The organism is Lysinibacillus sp. CTST325 (genome assembly GCF_054665055.1).
Genome location: NZ_BAAFHO010000002.1, coordinates 712734 through 733095 on the forward strand (window position 1 = coordinate 712734; position 20362 = coordinate 733095).

At 32.5% G+C, this 20362-nt stretch carries 27 protein-coding genes; 3 read left to right on the top strand and 24 right to left on the bottom strand.

Annotated features, from left to right (window positions below):
• Window positions 1-153: 153 nt before the first annotated feature.
• From ACYQ73_RS09110 to ACYQ73_RS09210, 21 genes are all read right to left on the bottom strand, one after another.
• The gene (locus ACYQ73_RS09110; protein WP_460012184.1) at window positions 154-690 is read right to left on the bottom strand and encodes an SMI1/KNR4 family protein; all 537 of its coding nucleotides are present in this window, start codon (window positions 688-690) and stop codon (window positions 154-156) included.
• Window positions 691-867: 177 nt separating this feature from the next.
• Window positions 868-1809, bottom strand: a complete 942-nt coding sequence (locus ACYQ73_RS09115) for a hypothetical protein (protein WP_460012185.1) — start codon at window positions 1807-1809, stop codon at window positions 868-870.
• A 51-nt stretch (window positions 1810-1860) separates the two neighbouring features.
• Complete coding sequence (locus ACYQ73_RS09120) at window positions 1861-2364, bottom strand: DUF6630 family protein (RefSeq protein ID WP_460012186.1); 504 nt, start codon at window positions 2362-2364, stop codon at window positions 1861-1863.
• Window positions 2365-2392: 28 nt separating this feature from the next.
• Window positions 2393-3247 carry a hypothetical protein gene (locus ACYQ73_RS09125; RefSeq protein ID WP_460012187.1) on the bottom strand — a complete coding sequence of 285 codons (855 nt, stop codon included), beginning with the start codon at window positions 3245-3247 and terminating at the stop codon, window positions 2393-2395.
• 27 nt (window positions 3248-3274) lie between these two features.
• A complete protein-coding gene (locus ACYQ73_RS09130) occupies window positions 3275-3922 on the bottom strand; it encodes a hypothetical protein (RefSeq protein WP_460012188.1) in 648 nt (215 codons plus the stop codon).
• 561 nt (window positions 3923-4483) lie between these two features.
• Complete coding sequence (locus ACYQ73_RS09135) at window positions 4484-4813, bottom strand: hypothetical protein (RefSeq protein WP_460012189.1); 330 nt, start codon at window positions 4811-4813, stop codon at window positions 4484-4486.
• A 93-nt stretch (window positions 4814-4906) separates the two neighbouring features.
• Window positions 4907-5716: a hypothetical protein gene (locus ACYQ73_RS09140; RefSeq protein WP_460012190.1), complete on the bottom strand. Its 810-nt coding sequence runs from the start codon at window positions 5714-5716 to the stop codon at window positions 4907-4909.
• A gap of 158 nt (window positions 5717-5874) precedes the next feature.
• Window positions 5875-6210, bottom strand: coding sequence for a DUF7716 domain-containing protein (locus ACYQ73_RS09145; RefSeq protein ID WP_460012191.1), 336 nt, complete (start codon window positions 6208-6210; stop codon window positions 5875-5877).
• Window positions 6211-6369: 159 nt separating this feature from the next.
• Entirely contained in the window at window positions 6370-6930 is a 561-nt protein-coding gene (locus ACYQ73_RS09150) for a DUF4303 domain-containing protein (protein WP_460012192.1), read from the bottom strand.
• 439 nt (window positions 6931-7369) lie between these two features.
• A complete protein-coding gene (locus ACYQ73_RS09155; RefSeq protein WP_460012193.1) occupies window positions 7370-8050 on the bottom strand; it encodes a hypothetical protein in 681 nt (226 codons plus the stop codon).
• Window positions 8051-8214: 164 nt separating this feature from the next.
• Window positions 8215-8430 carry a bacteriocin immunity protein gene (locus tag ACYQ73_RS09160; RefSeq protein WP_460012194.1) on the bottom strand — a complete coding sequence of 72 codons (216 nt, stop codon included), beginning with the start codon at window positions 8428-8430 and terminating at the stop codon, window positions 8215-8217.
• A 209-nt stretch (window positions 8431-8639) separates the two neighbouring features.
• On the bottom strand, window positions 8640-9107 hold the full coding sequence (locus ACYQ73_RS09165; protein WP_460012195.1) for an SMI1/KNR4 family protein: 468 nt from the start codon (window positions 9105-9107) through the stop codon (window positions 8640-8642).
• Between the two features lie 91 nt (window positions 9108-9198).
• On the bottom strand, window positions 9199-9789 hold the full coding sequence (locus tag ACYQ73_RS09170) for a DUF4303 domain-containing protein (protein WP_460012196.1): 591 nt from the start codon (window positions 9787-9789) through the stop codon (window positions 9199-9201).
• A gap of 109 nt (window positions 9790-9898) precedes the next feature.
• The gene (locus ACYQ73_RS09175) at window positions 9899-10204 is read right to left on the bottom strand and encodes a hypothetical protein (RefSeq protein ID WP_460012197.1); all 306 of its coding nucleotides are present in this window, start codon (window positions 10202-10204) and stop codon (window positions 9899-9901) included.
• 215 nt (window positions 10205-10419) lie between these two features.
• Entirely contained in the window at window positions 10420-10800 is a 381-nt protein-coding gene (locus ACYQ73_RS09180) for a hypothetical protein (RefSeq protein ID WP_460012198.1), read from the bottom strand.
• 227 nt (window positions 10801-11027) lie between these two features.
• On the bottom strand, window positions 11028-11387 hold the full coding sequence (locus ACYQ73_RS09185) for a hypothetical protein (protein WP_460012199.1): 360 nt from the start codon (window positions 11385-11387) through the stop codon (window positions 11028-11030).
• A gap of 180 nt (window positions 11388-11567) precedes the next feature.
• The gene (locus ACYQ73_RS09190; RefSeq protein ID WP_460012200.1) at window positions 11568-11882 is read right to left on the bottom strand and encodes a hypothetical protein; all 315 of its coding nucleotides are present in this window, start codon (window positions 11880-11882) and stop codon (window positions 11568-11570) included.
• 189 nt (window positions 11883-12071) lie between these two features.
• The gene (locus tag ACYQ73_RS09195) at window positions 12072-12473 is read right to left on the bottom strand and encodes an immunity 22 family protein (protein ID WP_460012201.1); all 402 of its coding nucleotides are present in this window, start codon (window positions 12471-12473) and stop codon (window positions 12072-12074) included.
• Window positions 12474-12714: 241 nt separating this feature from the next.
• Complete coding sequence (locus ACYQ73_RS09200; protein ID WP_460012202.1) at window positions 12715-13020, bottom strand: hypothetical protein; 306 nt, start codon at window positions 13018-13020, stop codon at window positions 12715-12717.
• Between the two features lie 66 nt (window positions 13021-13086).
• A complete protein-coding gene (locus ACYQ73_RS09205; protein ID WP_460012203.1) occupies window positions 13087-13740 on the bottom strand; it encodes a hypothetical protein in 654 nt (217 codons plus the stop codon).
• A 442-nt stretch (window positions 13741-14182) separates the two neighbouring features.
• Window positions 14183-14935, bottom strand: coding sequence for a glucose 1-dehydrogenase (locus ACYQ73_RS09210; RefSeq protein ID WP_460012204.1), 753 nt, complete (start codon window positions 14933-14935; stop codon window positions 14183-14185).
• 225 nt (window positions 14936-15160) lie between these two features.
• On the opposite strand from ACYQ73_RS09210, the gene ACYQ73_RS09215 reads away from it, so the two are divergent.
• Entirely contained in the window at window positions 15161-15781 is a 621-nt protein-coding gene (locus tag ACYQ73_RS09215) for a TetR/AcrR family transcriptional regulator (RefSeq protein WP_460012205.1), read from the top strand.
• Between the two features lie 156 nt (window positions 15782-15937).
• Here ACYQ73_RS09215 and ACYQ73_RS09220 read toward each other — a convergent pair whose 3' ends face one another.
• Window positions 15938-16645: a DNA alkylation repair protein gene (locus ACYQ73_RS09220; RefSeq protein ID WP_460012206.1), complete on the bottom strand. Its 708-nt coding sequence runs from the start codon at window positions 16643-16645 to the stop codon at window positions 15938-15940.
• A gap of 277 nt (window positions 16646-16922) precedes the next feature.
• On the opposite strand from ACYQ73_RS09220, the gene ACYQ73_RS09225 reads away from it, so the two are divergent.
• Window positions 16923-17147, top strand: a complete 225-nt coding sequence (locus ACYQ73_RS09225; protein WP_460012207.1) for a hypothetical protein — start codon at window positions 16923-16925, stop codon at window positions 17145-17147.
• A gap of 73 nt (window positions 17148-17220) precedes the next feature.
• Here the strand turns inward: ACYQ73_RS09225 and ACYQ73_RS09230 are convergent, their stop codons facing one another.
• A complete protein-coding gene (locus tag ACYQ73_RS09230) occupies window positions 17221-18045 on the bottom strand; it encodes a DNA alkylation repair protein (RefSeq protein WP_460012208.1) in 825 nt (274 codons plus the stop codon).
• A gap of 249 nt (window positions 18046-18294) precedes the next feature.
• Here ACYQ73_RS09230 and ACYQ73_RS09235 point away from each other — a divergent pair, with 249 nt between their 5' ends.
• The gene (locus ACYQ73_RS09235; protein WP_460012209.1) at window positions 18295-19248 is read left to right on the top strand and encodes a TRM11 family SAM-dependent methyltransferase; all 954 of its coding nucleotides are present in this window, start codon (window positions 18295-18297) and stop codon (window positions 19246-19248) included.
• A 123-nt stretch (window positions 19249-19371) separates the two neighbouring features.
• Here ACYQ73_RS09235 and ACYQ73_RS09240 read toward each other — a convergent pair whose 3' ends face one another.
• Complete coding sequence (locus tag ACYQ73_RS09240; RefSeq protein WP_460012210.1) at window positions 19372-19998, bottom strand: hypothetical protein; 627 nt, start codon at window positions 19996-19998, stop codon at window positions 19372-19374.
• Window positions 19999-20362: the final 364 nt, after the last annotated feature.

The window sequence follows — 20362 nt, forward strand, 5'->3', positions numbered from 1 at the left end:
AATTAATTTTTTGAATTTTTATGTATTATCCTCTTTTTTCCACTATAAAAATTCGAAATATGACTTTTGAATGAATATTTTTGCATTACTATGATTTATACTTTATTAAATACTGCGATAGGTTTATAGTTTTTTAATTCAACTTTTCGATTATTAATCCTTTAAACCAACAAAGGTATTTTTACTATCTTTATTAAGAAAATCACTTGGGAATATAGGGCAAATAATACTACCACTTAATACATCATGGAGAAAACCAGTCATAGAGCCCTTATATACAAAGGAATCACCTGATCCATCATCTACTAAAATAGCCCAATCACCTTGAGTATTCACAATCCAATTTAATGTATCCCCATTTTCAGTTCGTCCCCAGGTCAAGATTCCTCCATTTGTTGGGTATACCTCATATGGAAAGTCCTCAGGGAAACTCTCCTTTAAAGTTAGATATGCACTTTTATTCAAATTTTGTTGAATAAAGAAATTCATATTATCATTTTTTGCAAAAGGAGAATATATCATTATAAAGTTACCAATATTACCTGAACCATATAAAGCGATAAACTCTTTATAGTCTAAAGGTAATACTATACCTAATCTATTTTCAACTTCGCTCCATTTCGGAGAGTTATCTGAGGACCTTGTGAAATTTGGTACTGGTAGAACAGATTTTAATTTTTCAAAAGACATTGTTTTCCCCCAAACATTTTACTGTTTATCTTTATAACTCTGGCATCTACCGCTCCCTCTAACATTTATTGTTATTCCTATAGGCTTATCTACATCATGTAGGTGTTACTTTGTATAATATAATTTCTCCAAACTTAACCCCTCTGAACAAAAAAGTATCCTATTTTGCCGAAAAATTTAGTAAAAGATATCTACATTTTCCCCATACTCTTTTTTTAATTGCTCCACTATTTCTTCAAATGTATATATCTTTGCCTCCTTCTTAGTTCTCTCAACAAGTTGAAACTTTACGTCTAGGTCTGAATTATAGCCAGTAGGAATCGTGGGATAGACAGCCATTGGCGTTGAAAACCACTCATGTTTTATTACCGGAACATCTAAACCTAGTTTCTTTCTCACTTTAAATAGATTGATTAGCTCGATTGGAACAAGACCAAAATCTATAAGCTCCTCATCTTTCCATTTGGTTCCCGTAACACCAATTCCATTTAAATGATACTCACACAAGCTATTCCAATACTCATCCTCAATTTCATTGAATGGATGATCCCACTCAGCTACAATTCGCTCATAAATACCTAATCCATCACCGTATTCCATGACCTTATCTTTTACAGGATTCGGTATCCCTAGTTTCTCAATTAAGAAATGTATCAAATACGTACTTGGGTATACCTTTTGCTTAATGTAATCCTTGTTATTCTTATACTCATCTCTTTCCAAATCATCAGCAGCTTTTGTTAATAGTAGTTCTATTAAATCTATTCTTTCCACATATAGCGCATAATTTAATAATGGTGCAATTGGATCAATAAAAGGAAAACTACCACCTGTATATGAGATAGCAAAGAAATGTGCGGTACGTTCAAAGAATTTCCAGCAGTCACTATCATCTTGAAAAAGTAAGTTCTTCGCTGCAATATGATTACAATTCGGTGTACCCTGAAAAGCACCATAAATGTTCTTCAGATTTTTTTTGCAGTTTTTTCTATTGGTGTAAAAGGAGTATTCATCATAAAAATCTCTATTGGTTTCGTCTTGGTTAATAACTTCATTATATTTATACCTTTTCATTGCTTTTTGAATCAGCTTATGTTTAAATCCTTGTTCTACTTGCACTTAATCTTTACCCTCCTCTATTTGCTCAATTGTAACGAGATGCTAACTATATCAATAAGAATCTTGAATTCTAAAACCTACTTCTTGTGCCAACTTCTTAATATCATCAATATCAGATAATGGAACAGTGATCAGAACGTAACAGTCACTATCAATATCCAAAAATGCCAACGAAATTCCCTCTTCCTTTAATTTTTCGGAAATTTCATTTAAACATTGGGAAGTTGGTAGCTCGTCAAATTCTCCATCTTCAAAGTCTTCCCAACTTATGCACGCCATTTTTTTTCTATCTAGCAATTCATCAACAACATCGCAAATGTATAACCCTGATTCTTTCCAATCGAGTTCAAATGCCAAATCATGATCGAGAAGTGCATCAACCAAAGATATCCATGCCAATTGATCAATGGGGCTATCTATTCCTCTTTCATCCAGTCGATTTTGGAACTTCTCGAAATAGGTTTCTGGCTTTTCTATAGCTAATGAAACCTCTGGAAAAATTTGTTCTTCTACATCACACGAAAGCTTTTTCACAAGTAACAACAGTGCATTCATACACTCACTCCTTTTCCATCCAATGCTTTTAGCGTATAAGGCGTTGTAAATCAGGTACTTTTTCATTTTGTATTACGAATTGCAAAATCTTATCCTCATTAAGTTTATATCCAGGCTTATCCTTAGGAATTTCGGCCAGGGGTGTTTGAAGTAACGGATGCTCTATATTAGGTGTAGCTAGTCCCTCTTTTTCTCTTATTAATTGAATACAATAATAATCGTAAGGAATACAGTCAAACGATAAAATTTCACTTGATTTATGAGGTGTGTCGCTTAAACTATAGATGTGAAAATCACATAGTTCATAAAGATTTTCTCCAAAATCATTTGTATCGTTCCAACTGCGCATTAATCTTTGATAGACTTGATCTTCTGGTAAAATATTAAACAATTCAGGCATTTCCCCAGTTTTCCAATAATGATATAGGCATATCATAAAAACATGATGAGTCTTATTCTCAGCATAAAAATCTCGATCTTTTGTGAACATATTAGTTGCATATTTGTATGTTAGCTCTGCAATATCTTCATAACCCCACAATAAAGAAAGCCCGATAAGTCCCCCTATTTGCCTGTCTGATACACTTCCTCTACTAGGATTGCTTTGAATCATTTGAATCAACCAAAAAAGTTGCTGCTCTAATAAAATCCATGCTGATGGCTCTCCATGTAGTATTCTATTTTTGGCATTCATTTCAAGGTGAACACCTATTAATATTTTTAAGCGATCAGCTAAACGATTTCGTTCATTTTTTTGAATTAAGTCTTTCATTTCATTTAGTCGATTATCTAATATTTCTTTTACTTCTTCATCTGAAATTACTCGTTTTTTGTACTCTTTCATCACTCTATCAAAATACTTCCAATATTTATTAGTTCGCATTCTTCCGCTCCTTTTTGATTTTTAGACTTATCGATTTCCCCAATGTAAATGCTCACCAATCATTATTTTTGATAAAACGGTACTATCAACATAGTAAATACTGTAATCCATTTGTTTATACCAACTTGTAGCAAACATTGATATTTTTTTAATTCTATTATCTTGCAACTCATCAACTCTAACATACCAATTATTGGGTGGTGTAATTGAAACATAATACACTAAACCATTTTCCTCATAAACATGGCAAAGAGAAGATAATCTAGAACTAGTAGGATTGGACTCATAAATATGCGCATTAACAATTACTTTTTCCTCATTTATATAATCTACATATCTTATGTTTTCTCCATATTTCATAACATCTTTATCATATTTTCTAATCACCAAAAGAATATTTTCATTATTATCGATACCATAGGTAACTAAATTTTTCGACTCAAAGTTGGACTTACTAGGTTTAGCAAGAGGCTTCCCTTTCTTGATTGATATGACGGAAGGGATTAAATTCTCAAATGGAATTAACTCTTCAGTGACTCCTAAAGAATACGACCATTTAGTAACCTTGCTCTTCAACTTAAGATAATGCTGATGAATGTCATTTGAATAACTATTAAAGTACTCTGATAGCTCTTTTCTTTTCAATTCTATTTTTTCATCATTACATATTTCCATTATTCTCCTCCCGAACTAGTGTAATTGTTTTTTCCATGATCCGGTTAAACATGTACCGATCAAGTAATCTTCTATATATAAACTTTGCCGAATACCATAATCCCCTCTTTGCCCTCCTATTTTGAACAGCAGGATTTATTATTAAAGCTTTATCATATCTCCCTTGAATAAATCTGCTTCTTTACCACGAGGAATCACACACCATATGGACATACCATGTTTACTAATAAATCTACAATAGCATATTTCAATCCATTTTTTGCCTTCTTAAAGTACCTTTATTTTGAATTTAACCCAAGATATTCGTACTATAGTTAGTACTTTTTGCTTTGCTTTAAAAACGATTACTTTTTTCATTAAATGAGGGACATCACTCAAAAAATACAATAATAATCATAAAAAAAGAGTAGCAATAATCCCAAAGGATGTTTATGCTACTCTCGTAAAAGAACCCATCTTATCTTAGATATAGATTTTACAACAATTTCAATTTCTCATTGTATTTTAAATTTTTTTTGACTTCCATACACGTAATGCAGCTTTAAATGATAAATCCTTCAATTAGGAAATAATGTTAATCGCTTCCTCCCAAGTATACATTTTATAAGAGCTAAACCTTTCACTATCAGCTGTATTTGAAAGTTGTATTAAATACTTTCCTTTGTATCTGTCACCATTCAAATCATCTTTTTTATCCGACGACTTTGCAGGAAAGAGCGTAATAACAGCATTATCTACTGGATAGTATGTATAACCGGTTTGAGCCTCTACTCCCATTTCCCAAGGACTAGATGTGTCTTTACTAAATTTTCCTTCCAATTCATCTTTAATGACAAACCAACTCTTATAAGTAATACTGTCCTCTGGAACATATTCTACGATTACCTTCAATTCAATTCCTCCCTCTATAAATGTTGATATATTAACGGTTCGGGCCTTTGATAAGCTTACCATTTACTAATGTTTTCCGAGTATTCATTCACTTTACGTAAACAAACTTTGTAATTCCTCATATCCACCAAACCAAAATTTTAGTGCATTTTGATTTATACCGTCACTCCCTTTCCACCAATCGAAGGGATATAGCCAATCCGAACTATATCTAGATCTTGGAGCTAAACCAAGATTTATGAATTGATGTAAAAAACCTTTATGCTCTTCTGTTTCTAAAATACTACAAAAACCAAGCGTCTCCAGTAATGCTTTTCTTTGTTCTTCATTTGATTTAAATCCTTCAATTTTTCTAATCTTTTTTTGTACTTTAAATGGCGTATCATTACTTTCTGTATTCCTAATAATTTCAATAATAAATTGAAAAATATCAAAATCTTTTTTTGTCGGTTTTATATGCGGAAGCTTATTATGCTGTTGAAGTATAAATGAAAAATCATATATGTTACCTGAAATAACCCCACCATGACCAAAACGAATTTTATTTATGAATGTTAAATCTACTAAATCTTCGGCATTATTGGCACATTTCTCACAAGAGATAAAATCACTTTTAAAGTTATGAGTAGGAAATTGTCTCATAATCACAAATACTGGTAAACCTGATCTCCAATCTAAACGCTGGGTACTTAAACTGGCCAGAAATAAATCGACCGCGAAACCTTTATTACATTTCCTCATTTCAAACATTGCATTCTCAATAGCTTCATTATGCGTCTGCAAAATTTTATCAAACGTATAACCTGCTGTCTTAGCATATTGAAAATCTTCCTCTGATGTTTTCTCTGGATTCAACAAGCTATAATTTAATAGAATTTTTAAAGCCTTATCATCATACTTCATTCTTTAGAATGCTCCTCCATCTATTTTTTTATGTTCTGATTACTGAGGGTAGACACTAATACACGAGATGAAGCAATTCCATTTCTAATAGAAAAAGAGTGGAAAATATCCTGTATTTAGGTTTTCTACTCTTTTATCTTTATTTTTAATTTAACTACTTAAAAAGCTAAAAATGCATCATTTTCAAAATAATAAATGAACGCTTGGAGTAACTGATCTAGTGATGGATTTTCTAACTGTTCCTTTACATTGTCAATTACATCCTCAATACTTGCACCATCTAATGTTTCTATCCAACCATTTTCTTTCACTTGTTCTGGTAAAAAATCATCTGAATCGGGTGGAAAATCAAAGCTATCTAGCGAAAATATTCCCTTTGAATGTAAATTCCATTCTTTTGAATTTGGAGGAAGATAAAGCCAAGCCTCTGGATTTTTCTCTGGATGTGATAACACATCCCCAACACTAATTAAATTCAATTTTTCTTTCGTCATAATTTCACAGCCTTTCCTTAGTTTTTTAAATTCACCCTCTTAGCTTAGATAAAGACTGCTCTACCAATAGATGATCTATTTTCCATAACACCTTAATCACTAAAAAGTCAGCACAATACTATGTAGAAAGTGTATTACATGCATTTCCTAAGTATATAGCTATATGATATTATCAAATCTTTTTAAGAATTCATTGTAAACTTTTTCTGAATTTAACGACCTAGCTGAATAATTCTCAACTTCTTCAGTTCTTTCATCATCAGACATCGAAATGAAGACCGTAATATCATCTTTATTTTGACAAAAAACTTTTTCGTTATGAAGATTATCAAGCACTGAAATCATAGTTGTATGAAGCTTCTCTTCAAATCCATCAAAGATTTCTTCTTCTATGTCCTCTCTTTTCTCTGATAAATAGCTTGCAACAGACATACTGGCATCTGATTGAAAATGACTATTACCATATCCCCAATCGGAAGGATCCCATTTTAGTTCATCGTATGCGCTCTCCCAACCCTTCTCAATATATTCTTGATCTCTTTTCTCAATATACTCATAAGTGTTCGCTACAAAAAATGTGGTTCTAGCCTCGCTATCTGTTACAAAACAAACTGCATAGATTCTTTCATCCCCGATAAAATGCAACATTTCTTTGAAATCATTTTTAATGGCATTAACCATCTTCTTTTCTAGTTCTTTAAAGAAAGCATTCAGTCTCATAACCTCCCTCCTAATATTTGAACTCCTTCAACAGTTATGCCTACATTGAATTTTCTTATATTATGTACCACATCTATATCATATTTCTTCAATATTTTCTTACTTGCTTTGAAATTACATGATGCGTTTAAAAGATAGTCACTAGTTACCTTCATTCGTGATCATATTTTAAACACCCATACAACTAAATTATCTGGTATTTTATGGTTTAGCAAACAGATGAAGTAAAAAAACAATTCCATTTCTAACAAAAAAACATATGAAAAGAAGAGCTAATGATGTCTTCTTCATATGTTTTAAATCTTTATGAACTAGCTATTGAGTTAAGTAATGAAACGATATTGGTTGTACTGTAGTTCTGTTTCTAGTACTGTCTAATCTCTTTTATTTTAGAAAGCTTAGATGATCAAACGACTTAATAATTGCCGAAGAATTAAACCTACCTAGAAAATATTTTTGTAATCGATGGTTTACCACTTGCAAGATTATGATCTTGGCTATGAATTTCTGATAAGTTATCAGACAAATCATATACTATATTATAATCCCTATCAATTATTATTCCATTTATACTATTTTGAATATAACCTCTAACATTTATTCTCATTATTTTAGAGTCTTTATACTCATACAGTTCCTTAACAATAGTATACTCTTCATCATAGTCTATTTCATGTTCGTATGTTAAATATTTTTGTGGATGTCCTTCAGTATTAAAAAATAAAATCGATATTTTATCGAGGCTTTTTATTTCAATTCCATCAGAATATCTAACCTCAATTAATGAATTTCCTTCTTTAAGGATAAACCTTTCAGCATAAATATACTCATCGTTTGAATACAACTTAATGTTAACAATATCGTTTCCTAACTTACCGTAAGCAATCATTTGGTCCCTTTTTTTAGGTTCTTTTTTCAACAACTTCCCTTTTTTATATCCTGATCTTTCAATTTCAAAAGGGGTAAAATTATAATAAAATCCTCCCTTTGACCATTCCCACTGCAATTCTTGTCTTTCATAATTATCTTTCAATTGTTTAAACATCTTTTTATAAAAATTAAACCGCTCTCTAATAAAGGCCAATTCCTCCAACTGTCTACCTTCAATGCTATTTTTCACTTTTAATTCCTTCTTTTTCAAATCCTTTTCTAGTATTTATATATACCATGCAGGCGTTCTTGATTTAGATAAAATCTTCTTGACTTCTATAATTAAGTTCACTAGTTGCTCAATCTTTTCGTCTATGAAATAAGATTGTCTGTTAAGAAACTATAAATATTCTATTATAGTTGAATGGGTTTATAACTCAAAGCTTTATCAACTACTTCCTCTGGGAGTAAATTATCGTAAAAAATGTAATTAGCCGCTTCTGGATCAATTACGTTATGAAGAAACTCTTCTAATAACTGATCATCCTCCGCTTCTGTTTTTCCTTCATCATTCATTATCCTAGTTACAAGCAATATAAGCTCGTCTCTATTTAATTTTCTCATAGACATTTTCTCCTCCATTGCCTATCTTCCCATTTTGGAATCAAAATTTTGGAGCTGTAGTAATACTTCATTATTAAAAACTCGAGTATGCTTTGTTTGTGAGGTCTATGGTGACCCCTTCTTTAAAAAAGGGCATGGACATCCCCTTTAGATTCATACTTTCTATCATTTTGATTTAGGTCATAGTATGGAACTAAATTTCACGCTTATTTATATCAGAATTCATATGAATCATCTTCTACTTCGTCATCCATGCATTCCTCGAGATTATTAATAAATTCCATAAAACTATTTGCTAAAAACTTAATACTTCTGTTAGTCACTTCTCCTAAATCTAAATAAATAAGAACCACTTGTTTTGAATTGAGATCTATGCAAAAAACGTTCCCACCCGCGTCATTTGCAAACGGTAGATACTTTCGTGGAATAATATTTCGGTTTTTGAAATCTAAATATCCTTCTTCCAATGTGTACCCGATATTGTTACGATATTTTATCGGAAGGAAAACATGTACCCTAGTTTCCAAACCTGACTGTTCTTCAAAAAAGCAAGGGTCTTTAGGTAAACCACCATTATATTGAAGGTAATGATCCTTCAATTTCTGAGGTAGTTGAAAACTTAATAACATTTCAACTTCTTCGATATCTTCTCGTGTTAGCTGAAATGAGCACTTATCAAACATTTATTCAACCTCCATGTAATATTTGGGTTTGTAATAACCAAAAAATAAAACGAACTCTACTACCATTCATTATCCCTTTTATTTTTCACTTTTATCGTTGACTGAATTTATTATAAACTTCTTCTGAATTAAGAACTTTTGCAGAGATATTTTCTATTTCTTCAGTTCGTTCATCATCGGATATTGAAATAAATATCGTAATTGCTTGATTATTATCACTAAAAACTCCTTTTGTTATTAATGTTTGTAATGTAGATGTTAAACATTCAAAAAATAATCTTTGAAACAATGGTAGTTCCTGTGAATCTAATGTAGTACCCTTTTCAAATAATTTAGGTACGATTAAAGCTATTTCACTATGTATTAAATCATTATTAGAATATCCCCATTCAGCTGGTATCCACTTTGTGTTGTAGGTGATATTATCCAACTCATCGATCTTCCCAGGAAAATATTCTGCGAATTGAGCAAGCAATTCGTTATCTTGCATGTCCTTCTCATCATTTTTTTTCTCTAAAAATTCGTTTGTATTCACCGCCAAGAAAAGACTAACTGTATCACTATCTGTTACTAAACTTACTGTATATATTTTTTCCTTACCGATCATTTTTTTTATGTTAGTAAAATCTAATTCTATAGCTTTGACAAGTCTTTCTCTTAGATTAATAAAAAAATCTTTCATTCTTTGTCTCCCTCCCTAATAACCTAGATTAGATATATAATTGCAATGTTTATATGATATAGTTCAACAGTATTTCAAAGCCAACTCTCTTTTTTAAGTGTTCTAGATTTTATTCAAATAATTGCCCAGCCAAACTAGATATTTCGTGAACAGCATCTTCTAATTCTTCTTCTTCCTCTTTGCTGTACTTGCCCTCGTTAAAATAAAAGTAATTACTTATATCTACAAAACATAAGGCGAGCTTCTTAGGAACTTCAGATTTATCTTTATATTCTTTAATTAACTTTTTCATTGCTTCGATTAAGAGTCTGTAGCTTTGGTGATTTAATCCTTTCCCTGCTCGTAACTCTATCAGTATTGAGCTTTCACCAATGGTATAATCATAAACAACATTAAGTGCCTCATCTAAATTCATCGATCTTCTCCTCCACCATTGATATTTTCTAATTACTGAAGGCAGGTACATAACCTTGAACTAATACTTCTTTTGATTTCGCAGAAAAATTTACAGTTGGGGGTCGTAAAAGGAACCCATTAATAAAATAGATTCAAATTTTTCTGAATCATTCAGCGGAAAATATGTAGAGCAGGATAACATTATCTTTTCGTTTCTTACATATATTTTTGATGTCACTTTTTTAATGAATCCAATAAGGAACAATATTCTTTTCTTTTAGGATTACTTTCATCACTACAAAGGCGTTCTAATAAGTAAATTGTATATTCTTTAGGTTTACGGTGTAATGATTTTACTAATATGTCTTCATAACCATTACGATAAAAATTTTCTAAAAAACTACCAAATGGTCCTGGGCCGCCAAAATCAATATCTTCGCTTCTTTCCACTAATAGAAATATAGGCTCTACAAAATCAAATGCATTTTCTAACTCTTCAATCTCATCCATTATTTCATATGCTTGTTCTTGGAATAAATATTTATCTTTTTCCTGATCAGCTAATTTTATTAATTGTTCTAATTCATTAATATAATCTTCAACTTTCTTTTCCATAACACTTCTCCTTTGAAATCTGATTCCAATCTATCCCTTTTTCTGTGCCTGTACCTTTGTTTGTCCTCAAATATTTATTTGTCATTTCATATTTTTATGTAAAAACTTTTATATATCTTTCATATTGATCACATACTGGGCTCACAATAAATCGTCTAATTTTCTCCAGGCTTTGTGTAATCCAAAATATCAACTTTAGTTAAAATATAATTATTCTTCTCTAAGCATTAGATTTCTGAATATTGCTCAAAGCTCCATCGTAATAATTTTCCTGAGAAATAAATGTCAGACTGTCGGAAATCAAAAACTGAATCAATTTCATCTGAGAAAGGAGCAAAATCAATATAATACAAACCCGAAATTTCTTTCATTTTTATACCTGACGACAATACCACATTTGACACTCTTTGATTCTTTAATATTTTAAATTCTTCAAGTGACTCCATAATAAACTTAACATTGACCCACTCATTTATTTCAGTATCTTGAACAGAAATAACAATTTCAGCAGAGTTAAAGTTGTTAATTTTCAAACTTCTAATTAAACCATCGAAACCAAAATTAATTCTTTTTAATAATTCGTTCATAAAATAGCTCTCCCATAACAAATATTATATTTAAGTTGATTGCTCTATTATAAATAGTATTTCTTATGAGACCTGTTGCGAATATAGAGATCTTACATTAAATATTTAAAAATCATCATATAGCTTTCTAAGCTCCTCAATATCTTCACCTTCTTCTATAGCTAGCCAAATATCCTGCAATCACCCATTTAAATTGTTTGTACTTTTCTCAAATTTTAGTTCTAAATTCTTAGTTTGTTTTTCTAAGTAATAAACACCATCTAACCACCCAAACACATTGGAGATTGTATCTGAAATTGAATTTTTAATAAGATAGAAAAACAAACTTTTTTGATATTCATTCAGGGATTGATAAAAGGGAACACCTTCTGAAAGCATGTCCATATTATCTGAAGGGGGAGTGTTCAAAGTTCCTTCAAAACTAGAAATATGTTCTAAATAAATTTCTTTTTTAATATCTAATACTAAATCAACTGGGTTTAATTTTTTCTGCATTTTACTAACGTCCCCTTTACAATACACATTCTTCGTTATTCTCTAAATCTCTCAATACTAAGTAAGGTATTTTTCTATTATGACCATCTATCTATACAGAAGATTCCTACTAACAATAAAAACATATATAAAAAGGATATTATGACACTTTCTACATATGTTTTACATTTTACATAATATTAAATTTAGTTATCGTAAATTTGTATCAAATTCTCCAATATAAGTTAATTCATTATAAAGTTTGTTTTTATCGACGACATCTATCTCTGAATCCATGAAATAAAACATAGCATTTACTTCTTCTAATCCTTTTTTAATACAAATGTCCTGTATTTCTAACAATGTTTCCTGCGATACCGATAACTCTTCCAATGCAATACGAACATCTAACGTACTATCTTCCTTGTAAACTCCAATACAGTCTTCATCATACCATTTCTCATTTATATCCAGACAAAATTGACACACTTTATAAAGAGGATCATCAATATCCATTTCTGGATCATCATAGTCTAATTCAAAGTATTTTTCAAAAGTTTCATCATCAGCATTATTAATACCTACCCATACATGCACTTTAGACATATACATACTTTTACCTCACTTCCAATTTTCTATTATTATTCTTTTCCATAGAACATCCTAATCTAGTAGCTTTTACATTCGGAACTTCCATTTGAGTCCCAAGCCTTTAATGCCTTCAGTATGCTCATATTAATTCTATTAAGATAATCCATTAAAAGGCACGTTTCATACGCCTTGGCATCTAGAATCCATTTAAAGTCTAAAGTTTACTTATCTCTTAATACATAACTAAAAATCCTATTTAAATCTAGCAGAATAATTCTTCTGCTAAATATGATATTTCGTGAATTGCATCTTCAAACTTTTCTTCCTCTTCTGTAGAATACTTGCCGTCATGAAAATAAAAGTTTTTGCTGATATTTACAAAACATAAAGCTAATTTTTTAGGAACTTCGGGTTTATCCGAATACTCCGTAATTAGTACCTTCATTGCTTCAATTAATGAATGATAGTTTTTTTCATTTAATCCCAATCCCACTCTTATTGAATGTAGAACTGAGTTATCACCAATGGTATATTCATAAACTATTTCTAAAGCCTCTTCTACTTTCATAAACCTCTCTCCAATCTCGGACATTTTCATTGCCTAAGCAGGATCATCATAATAAAAAATTGAAAATCAAATTTTTTTCAATTGCATATACTGCACATTATTAGTATTTTCGTAATCTATCCGCCCTAATCCTCCTCTCATCCCTATAATAAAATCCCCTTTATAGATAATAAGTGAGTTCGGTACAAAAGCACTGAATGGGAAATTATTGAATATAATATTCTTTTTAAATGTTCCATCTTCAATAGATAAATTAAATAAATTTTCGCTAGAAAGTATATACAAGTGACTATTGAATATATAAAAAGCAATTGGACATTCTTTTAAATCAAGACACTCTCTAATAGAAAAGTTAGTACCATCGTAAACTAGCTGATATAAACTTCCTGTATTTAAATACAGATGTTCTAAGCCTTCTAAAAAATATAGATCTCCTTTATATTCAAATATTGATTTGACATTACATTTTTTTAAAAATATTTCTGATGAATCCGGATAAACAACCTTTAACTCTCCTCCCCATTCTCCATAATCTGTGCCAATTATTTTTAAATCTAAATAGTCAAATTGTATACTGTGCTTTTCACGATACCTAGAAATCACGAGTTCATCGTTTTTTATTGCAACACAATACTGCTTTGAATTATTTATAATTTGAAACCATTTACCGCTTCCCGCATTGGGAATTTCGGCATTTATAAAGTCATTCCATAATGGCATAAATTTTAATACCTCCAATCATGCACATGCGCTGTAAGTTCGTCATCTATCAAATAACCCATACGGATTACAAACGTATCTATATAACTCAGGATATCCGCCAGCAGGATCAAACCCCGTGTACGTTCCATCATATGAATAGTAGTATTTAAAACGATATTAATTCAATCCAGGCATCGTTTTCTGCGCCTGCAAATAATATGGAATAAAACCCCTTTTCGTCTTCATCTTACCATAAATATTATCCTCCGCTACCCTAACTATAGTTCTATCCAAAAAGTTCTTTTGCTGAACTGAGCATTTCTATAGCTTACCTAGTTCCCTGTTTCACACAGGTATTCATTCCCCTTTTCGTGAAGATTCTCTTCTTTTGCATCCATTCTTATACATAACAAAAAAACTAGGCTCACATTCTGTGTGAAACCTAGCTTTTCTCTTTTTATTAAATAGCTGTCCAACCACCATCAATAACTAATTCTGCACCTGTCATAAAGCGAGATTCGTCTGATGCTAAAAATACAACGCCATAGGCTACATCCTCTGGTTCACCAAAGTAAGGAAGCTGCGTATACGTTTTATAGAAAGGAAGAGCTCCTCCTTCTTCCATCGTTGGTGCTGTCATTGGTGTTACGATGATACCTGGATGTACGGAATTTACACGGATTTTATCTTTTCCGTATTCAATTGCCGCTGATTTTGATAATACTCGTAATGCTCCTTTAGCCGCTGTGTATGGACTTGTACCTGCCATACCAACAATACCGCCAATTGAAGAAATATTGATAATAGAGCCGCCACCTGCTTTTTGCATTTCAGGAATCACATATTTCATACCAATGATGCAGCCATTTAAGTTAATGTCCATTATTTTATTCCATTCGTCCATTTCCATGTTGGCAATCGTTTTTGGTGAAGAAACACCGGCATTGTTAACAAGTACATCGACTTGACCATATGTCTTCACTGCTTCGGCAATGACGGACTTCCAAGCATCTTCAGATGTCACATCATGCTGGATTCCTATAGCATGTCCGCCACTTTCTTTAATTTCCTTTACTAATTGGTTCAATGGCTCGATTTGAACATCTGTAGCGATAATTTTCGCTCCTTCTTGAGCAAATAATTTTGCTTCAGAAGCACCCATCCCCATTGCTGCCCCTGTAATAATGGCTACTTTTCCATTTAAACGACCCATTTTAAATCTTCCTCTCTATATTTGTTAGATATCTATTCCAATTAATAAAATGACTAATTCATGAACATATTAACAACTAGTTGTATTATCGACATTGTGTCGTTAATATAAGTATATCAATACTCTTCAAAAGAGCAAACAACACATTTCATAGATTCGATGCTTTATCAACGAATTTATAGCTAGTGTTGTAAAAATAGAAATAATAAGACAAGGAGCTTAAAAATGTCGAATAAGAAACAGAAAATGGACCCTCGGGTTATGAGGACGCGCCAACTACTAAGAGACGCACTTGTGGAATTAATTGAGGAAAGAGGCTATGACAAGATTACGGTACAAGATATTACAGAGCGAGCGACCTTAAATCGTGCTACCTTTTATCTACACTATAGCGATAAGCTTGATCTTCTCTATCAAAGTACAAAGGAAATATTAAATGATTTAGTGAACAGTCTTAACGTTACATTTGAGGGCAAGGTGGAATTTGATTTCTCAAAAGATGCAGATGAGCCACACGATACATTTATGCATTTATTCGAGCAAATTTCTTTAAATAGCAAATTATATAAAGTGTTTTTAACTGAAAAAGACATTCCTTATTTCTCTTCAGGTTTGAAGGAAATCATCATCGATTTTGTCTCAAATGGCATAAACTCTATGCAGCCCGATGACAAAAAGCTTACAGTTCCACGTGAAATGGCTGTCAGATATTTTGCTGCTTCCTTTCTGGAGGTAATTGTTTGGTGGTTAGAAAACGATATGCCTTATTCACCAAAATTTATGGCTACTCAGCTAATGCGCATTACAGTGAAGGGTCCTTATATTGACCATCCTTATGGAAAATAAAAATAGTTTTTCAACCTAACAACTTCTTAAGAAAAAACATCCATTAGTATCACAAAGCAAAATAACTATATAAATAAAAAAGAGAGATTTTCAACTAAAATTGAAATTCTCTCTAAAACAAGATTTGATATATTGTTCGCGATGCGCGGCAATTGTTTAACATCTTACATATTTGCGTTTGAAACCAATTCTCCCTTTATCTACATCCTTTTGAATACCTTCGTAAGCATGCAGGACACTGCTTTTTTTCTTATCTCGTTTAACTTCTACTGGACCTATTTCCTTTGCAATTTCGACAGCCTTTTCATGGAGCGGTAAATATGAAAGCCCAACAGTGTATAGAAAATTATTCATAGCAGATTTCGTTCTTTCTGGCGATTCGTGAATCGTATTTTTCACAATTTCAATCATGTTGGCCATTTTGCTCTCAGAAAATTCATCGTCCAAGCGATTCCCTAAAAGCCAACAGTAGCAACTCCAGCCTGCTGACATTCTCAGCTCTTCACCGCTTGCGATCCATTTATCAGCAACTTCTTGTGCAATATCTGCTTCCGCTAAAGTTACTGCTACCACATAATCCGATAGCATATAAAAATATGCGGAATCCATCCACCGATCAAAATCTGACACAGTCATCGCTTTTGGTTCTGCAATAATGCCTGCAAAGTACATTGCGTCATAATTCCCTGTGGCATAAAGTTCTTCAGCTAACGGTTGATTTTGTTTTATTTTCTTAGCTATTGGCTTCATAGCACCTGTTGCCACGCCAAAAAGCGGCTCATGTGCACCATTGGACATATACATTTTTTTAGTTCGTTCCTTGCCTAGAGCCTCAAGCTCCTGCATGACCATTTCTAGATTCATTTTTTGCACTTCCTTTTTGGAGTATTCCCTCTAATATTTTGCCATTAAATATAACCATTATCCTATAGATAATTAAAGATCGAAAACTAAAATGCTTTAATTTTTTTTTACAATATGTGTTAACCTTTTAATAATAAGGGGTGGTACTTTGTTAAACTTTTTTAACAAATATTCAAAATATGTAGTGTGACTCATTTATATTTTTGAAATAATTTATTTTGGAATTCCCGACTATGTAAAGCCTGTTTTTGTTTATGAGTAGCTTCTATTTTTCGGTTTGTCTTATTTATTTGCTATTATTCAAGATTTTTTTAATCCAAGTGAAAAAACAGATATGTTATTACGTGTTGTCATCATTATTAGTTCCCTTGTCATAATGATTACATCTCCCTACTATAAAGCGACGTTTTCACTTATTTTTTCTGTGATAATGTTTATTGTGATTAGTTTCACATTATATTTAGCAATCAAGCAAAACAAAATGAACAAGCAACAGGATTAATACCTTCTGCTTGTTCGGTTTGATGATTGTTATCGTGAAAAATTCAAGGCTGAATACATTTTTCAATGGCCAATTAACTTTTTACAATTGTTCTTTGAGCCTTTTTAATAATTCTCTCAGTTGCCTTAGTTGGAGATTCTTTTTGCCATTCATCACATAGGTTTATTACCCACTCTGGTTGAGTTTTGCTAGCATCGTTTAACCAGTTGCCGACAGAATCTTGAACATACTTAGCCGGATCGGATTTAAGTAAATTTAGAATCGGAAGTGCAATTTGCGGTTCTTCCTTTAAAACTTCAATATGCTTTGTCCATACTCCGCGAGGCCGGATTGATTCTAAACTGAACCTACGAATGTTGTCATCTTCACTTTTCGCCCACTCTGTTAACAACTCTACACTATGCTCAATATTTGCTGAAAGGTCCTCCCTAATTGACATCCATGCAATTTCCCGAACACCAAAATGATGATCTGCTGCGAAAGGTTGGATATACAAAAGCTTTTCCTCTAAAGAATAATCGTTGTTTTTATTCATAAATGCCGCCCAACATCGGACACTATCAGATACGTGATGAGCGCATATTGTAATTAGCTCCTCTTTTTTTGTTACACGCTCATCCATTAAAACTGTATCTAACAAACTTCCAATTAAACGTATGGCCTTCATTCCCGTTTCAACTTTTTGCTTCTCTACCTCAGTTAGTATAAATCCTAACTTTTCTTCTAGCCCAATGGATGGTAGAACATTTTTTAATAAAGTAAAATGCTGAACAGCTTGCCACTCCGTTAAATTAACACTCTCTATTTTCCCTTGATTCAACGATGTTAAAACTTCACTAGGGATTTCGCTAGCTTTTCTAGCACCCTTTCTATGTAAAATATCTTCTTTTACAACCATTTAACACCCTCCTGTTATTGTAGGACATAAAATCAGACATGTTGAAATGAATAGATGTCTATTTTTATATTATTTCTTCTAACAGATTATTTCCACTATTCCCTCTAATCGATTAACCCTCGCCATAATTGTGTATCGAGTGGCTTGATAGAGACGCCTATGATACGATTACAAAATAAGCAACCTCATTTGTTTTTTATTAACTATAGTGAAATCAAGTGAATAACAATATAAAAGGATGGTAATCAATTGAGCACCGAACAAAATAAAAATAAACTTATATACACATATGTCCATCATGTTGACGAGTACGATTTATGTAGAATGGAGATGCGTTCATTTTTTAGCCTTGATTCCCAATCAAACTATATAATAAGCAATATTAAAATTGATCCAAGTCGTAGCCCCTTTATACAAGAGAGACTTGAAGTGCTATATGAAGATAATAGCGTAGAAAACATCATGACAATGGTGAAGGATATAAACATAAATGAAGCAACTTTTAAAGTGATTTGTTTAAATAGTATGGATATAGGTGAAACGAAGAAGATCCCTCAATCAGAGCGTCGATTGATCGAACGTGAGATAGGATTGTGTATTGATGGAGAACCAGACCTAAATCATCCTGATATTGTATTTGGTCTTATGTTAGTAGATGGGATATGGTATTTTGGAAAGTATAGGAAGAGTGAATCCATTTGGCGTAAACATTTACACAAACCAAACAGTTATTCTACGGCACTTAGTACACGAGTAGCCCGTGCTGTTGCGAATATCGCAGTTCCCCAGCCTCAAAATATTCGTGCGATCGACCCTTGTTGTGGTATAGGGACAGTAGTAATTGAAGCCCTTTCCATGGGAATTAATATGGAAGGGCGAGATATGTATTACAATGTTTGCAAAGGTTCCCGCGAAAATATCGCTTATTTTGGGTTAACAGGCAACGTTACAGTAGGTCCAATCTCAGAAGTAACGGAACACTATGATGTCGCCATAATTGATTTACCTTATAACTTATTTACGCATTCTTCACCAGAAGATCAATTTGATATTATAAAACATGCTCGCCGGATTGCCGATAAGGTTATTGTCGTTACAATTGAAACAATTGATGACATGATAGAAGATGCAGGTTTGATTATAAAAGATCGATGCGTTGCTAAAAAACAATCGTTTTTACGTCAAATTCTATTATGTGAATAACTTGGTTTTTGGGAACGACATAAGTGGCAATTTGCTGAATCTCATTTCTAAAAAAATCTGCTACATAAAACAGAGACCTGGACAACTATATAGGTCTCTGTTTGTTAGTTTTATTAAAAATGCCTAAGCTTCTTCGGATCCATTCACAGCCCTGCTTAGTAGTCTATGTCCTGTAATCCAAACTGCCACTCCAGTCCCCCACAATATCAGAGCTGAGCCAAAACCAACAGATGTCCACCACACCATAATTTGATAATTACCCCAGGTAACTTTTATAGGGAAAGTAAACAGCGCGATTGCCGAAAGCAGACAAAGAAGTGAACCCGTCATGTAATAGATCTTCACCTGGAAAAGGTGCGCTAGGGGAAAGAAATGAGCACCGACAATAAGAGCCATAACAGGGACAAACAAATCCAAATGATTGGTAGATCCACAAATTCCGGCAGCAATGGCTATCAACACGCCTTCTAAACCGAAAATAATACCGAACCACATATTCTTTCGTTTCCAACGCTGGGAATCCCCTTCCGCCATCTCGTTTGATAACCTTTTTGAATTCATTATCAATACGATTCCTCCAATAAGCAATATTACACCAATCAATAGGGATAAGATCAACAGCCAGAGAAATCCCCAACCCTGCAGTCCTCTAATTCCAATTCCCGCCCACAGAGTACCGAAAAATGCCATGAAAATAACTCCAGAAGCTGTCCCTCGCACAGCGGCTCTAGGAATGATGTTTTGCGACATATCATGCCCCCCCTCTTTCAATCTCATTCTAAAAGGCTAAAAGATTCTGTCTCACCATTACGGAGAATTTCGCCAAAGTAAAGATAATAATAATATTCATTGGTTCTGGAGTTCATACATTACATTCAATACAGTTGTAGTTTATAGGAGATACCTTTATCAGAAGAAATCAACAACCGTCTGTCAGGATAATCTTACAGTTAACATATCGCGACCCTATTAGAAATTCCTCATCAGAAAACCCCTTGGTGTTGTTTTGAAATAAAGTTTGATCAAATCACCCTCGCACGCCAGCATTTTTCAATAAAATAATAAGAACCCACTTTGAAAAAAGATTGATCAAAATGGATTCTTTCTAAGCAGA

What these genes read in the sequence shown, in the direction of transcription:
- ACYQ73_RS09110 (WP_460012184.1), bottom strand. Translation starts at nt 690, where the DNA reads ATGTCTTTTGAAAAATTAAAATCTGTTCTACCAGTACCAAATTTCACA.
- ACYQ73_RS09120 (WP_460012186.1), bottom strand. Translation starts at nt 2,364, where the DNA reads ATGAATGCACTGTTGTTACTTGTGAAAAAGCTTTCGTGTGATGTAGAA.
- ACYQ73_RS09125 (WP_460012187.1), bottom strand. Translation starts at nt 3,247, where the DNA reads ATGCGAACTAATAAATATTGGAAGTATTTTGATAGAGTGATGAAAGAG.
- ACYQ73_RS09130 (WP_460012188.1), bottom strand. Translation starts at nt 3,922, where the DNA reads ATGGAAATATGTAATGATGAAAAAATAGAATTGAAAAGAAAAGAGCTA.
- ACYQ73_RS09140 (WP_460012190.1), bottom strand. Translation starts at nt 5,716, where the DNA reads ATGAAGTATGATGATAAGGCTTTAAAAATTCTATTAAATTATAGCTTG.
- ACYQ73_RS09145 (WP_460012191.1), bottom strand. Translation starts at nt 6,210, where the DNA reads ATGACGAAAGAAAAATTGAATTTAATTAGTGTTGGGGATGTGTTATCA.
- ACYQ73_RS09150 (WP_460012192.1), bottom strand. Translation starts at nt 6,930, where the DNA reads ATGAGACTGAATGCTTTCTTTAAAGAACTAGAAAAGAAGATGGTTAAT.
- ACYQ73_RS09160 (WP_460012194.1), bottom strand. Translation starts at nt 8,430, where the DNA reads ATGTCTATGAGAAAATTAAATAGAGACGAGCTTATATTGCTTGTAACT.
- ACYQ73_RS09165 (WP_460012195.1), bottom strand. Translation starts at nt 9,107, where the DNA reads ATGTTTGATAAGTGCTCATTTCAGCTAACACGAGAAGATATCGAAGAA.
- ACYQ73_RS09170 (WP_460012196.1), bottom strand. Translation starts at nt 9,789, where the DNA reads ATGAAAGATTTTTTTATTAATCTAAGAGAAAGACTTGTCAAAGCTATA.
- ACYQ73_RS09175 (WP_460012197.1), bottom strand. Translation starts at nt 10,204, where the DNA reads ATGAATTTAGATGAGGCACTTAATGTTGTTTATGATTATACCATTGGT.
- ACYQ73_RS09180 (WP_460012198.1), bottom strand. Translation starts at nt 10,800, where the DNA reads ATGGAAAAGAAAGTTGAAGATTATATTAATGAATTAGAACAATTAATA.
- ACYQ73_RS09185 (WP_460012199.1), bottom strand. Translation starts at nt 11,387, where the DNA reads ATGAACGAATTATTAAAAAGAATTAATTTTGGTTTCGATGGTTTAATT.
- ACYQ73_RS09190 (WP_460012200.1), bottom strand. Translation starts at nt 11,882, where the DNA reads ATGCAGAAAAAATTAAACCCAGTTGATTTAGTATTAGATATTAAAAAA.
- ACYQ73_RS09195 (WP_460012201.1), bottom strand. Translation starts at nt 12,473, where the DNA reads ATGTATATGTCTAAAGTGCATGTATGGGTAGGTATTAATAATGCTGAT.
- ACYQ73_RS09200 (WP_460012202.1), bottom strand. Translation starts at nt 13,020, where the DNA reads ATGAAAGTAGAAGAGGCTTTAGAAATAGTTTATGAATATACCATTGGT.
- ACYQ73_RS09205 (WP_460012203.1), bottom strand. Translation starts at nt 13,740, where the DNA reads ATGCCATTATGGAATGACTTTATAAATGCCGAAATTCCCAATGCGGGA.
- ACYQ73_RS09210 (WP_460012204.1), bottom strand. Translation starts at nt 14,935, where the DNA reads ATGGGTCGTTTAAATGGAAAAGTAGCCATTATTACAGGGGCAGCAATG.
- ACYQ73_RS09215 (WP_460012205.1), top strand. Translation starts at nt 15,161, where the DNA reads ATGTCGAATAAGAAACAGAAAATGGACCCTCGGGTTATGAGGACGCGC.
- ACYQ73_RS09220 (WP_460012206.1), bottom strand. Translation starts at nt 16,645, where the DNA reads ATGAATCTAGAAATGGTCATGCAGGAGCTTGAGGCTCTAGGCAAGGAA.
- ACYQ73_RS09230 (WP_460012208.1), bottom strand. Translation starts at nt 18,045, where the DNA reads ATGGTTGTAAAAGAAGATATTTTACATAGAAAGGGTGCTAGAAAAGCT.
- ACYQ73_RS09240 (WP_460012210.1), bottom strand. Translation starts at nt 19,998, where the DNA reads ATGTCGCAAAACATCATTCCTAGAGCCGCTGTGCGAGGGACAGCTTCT.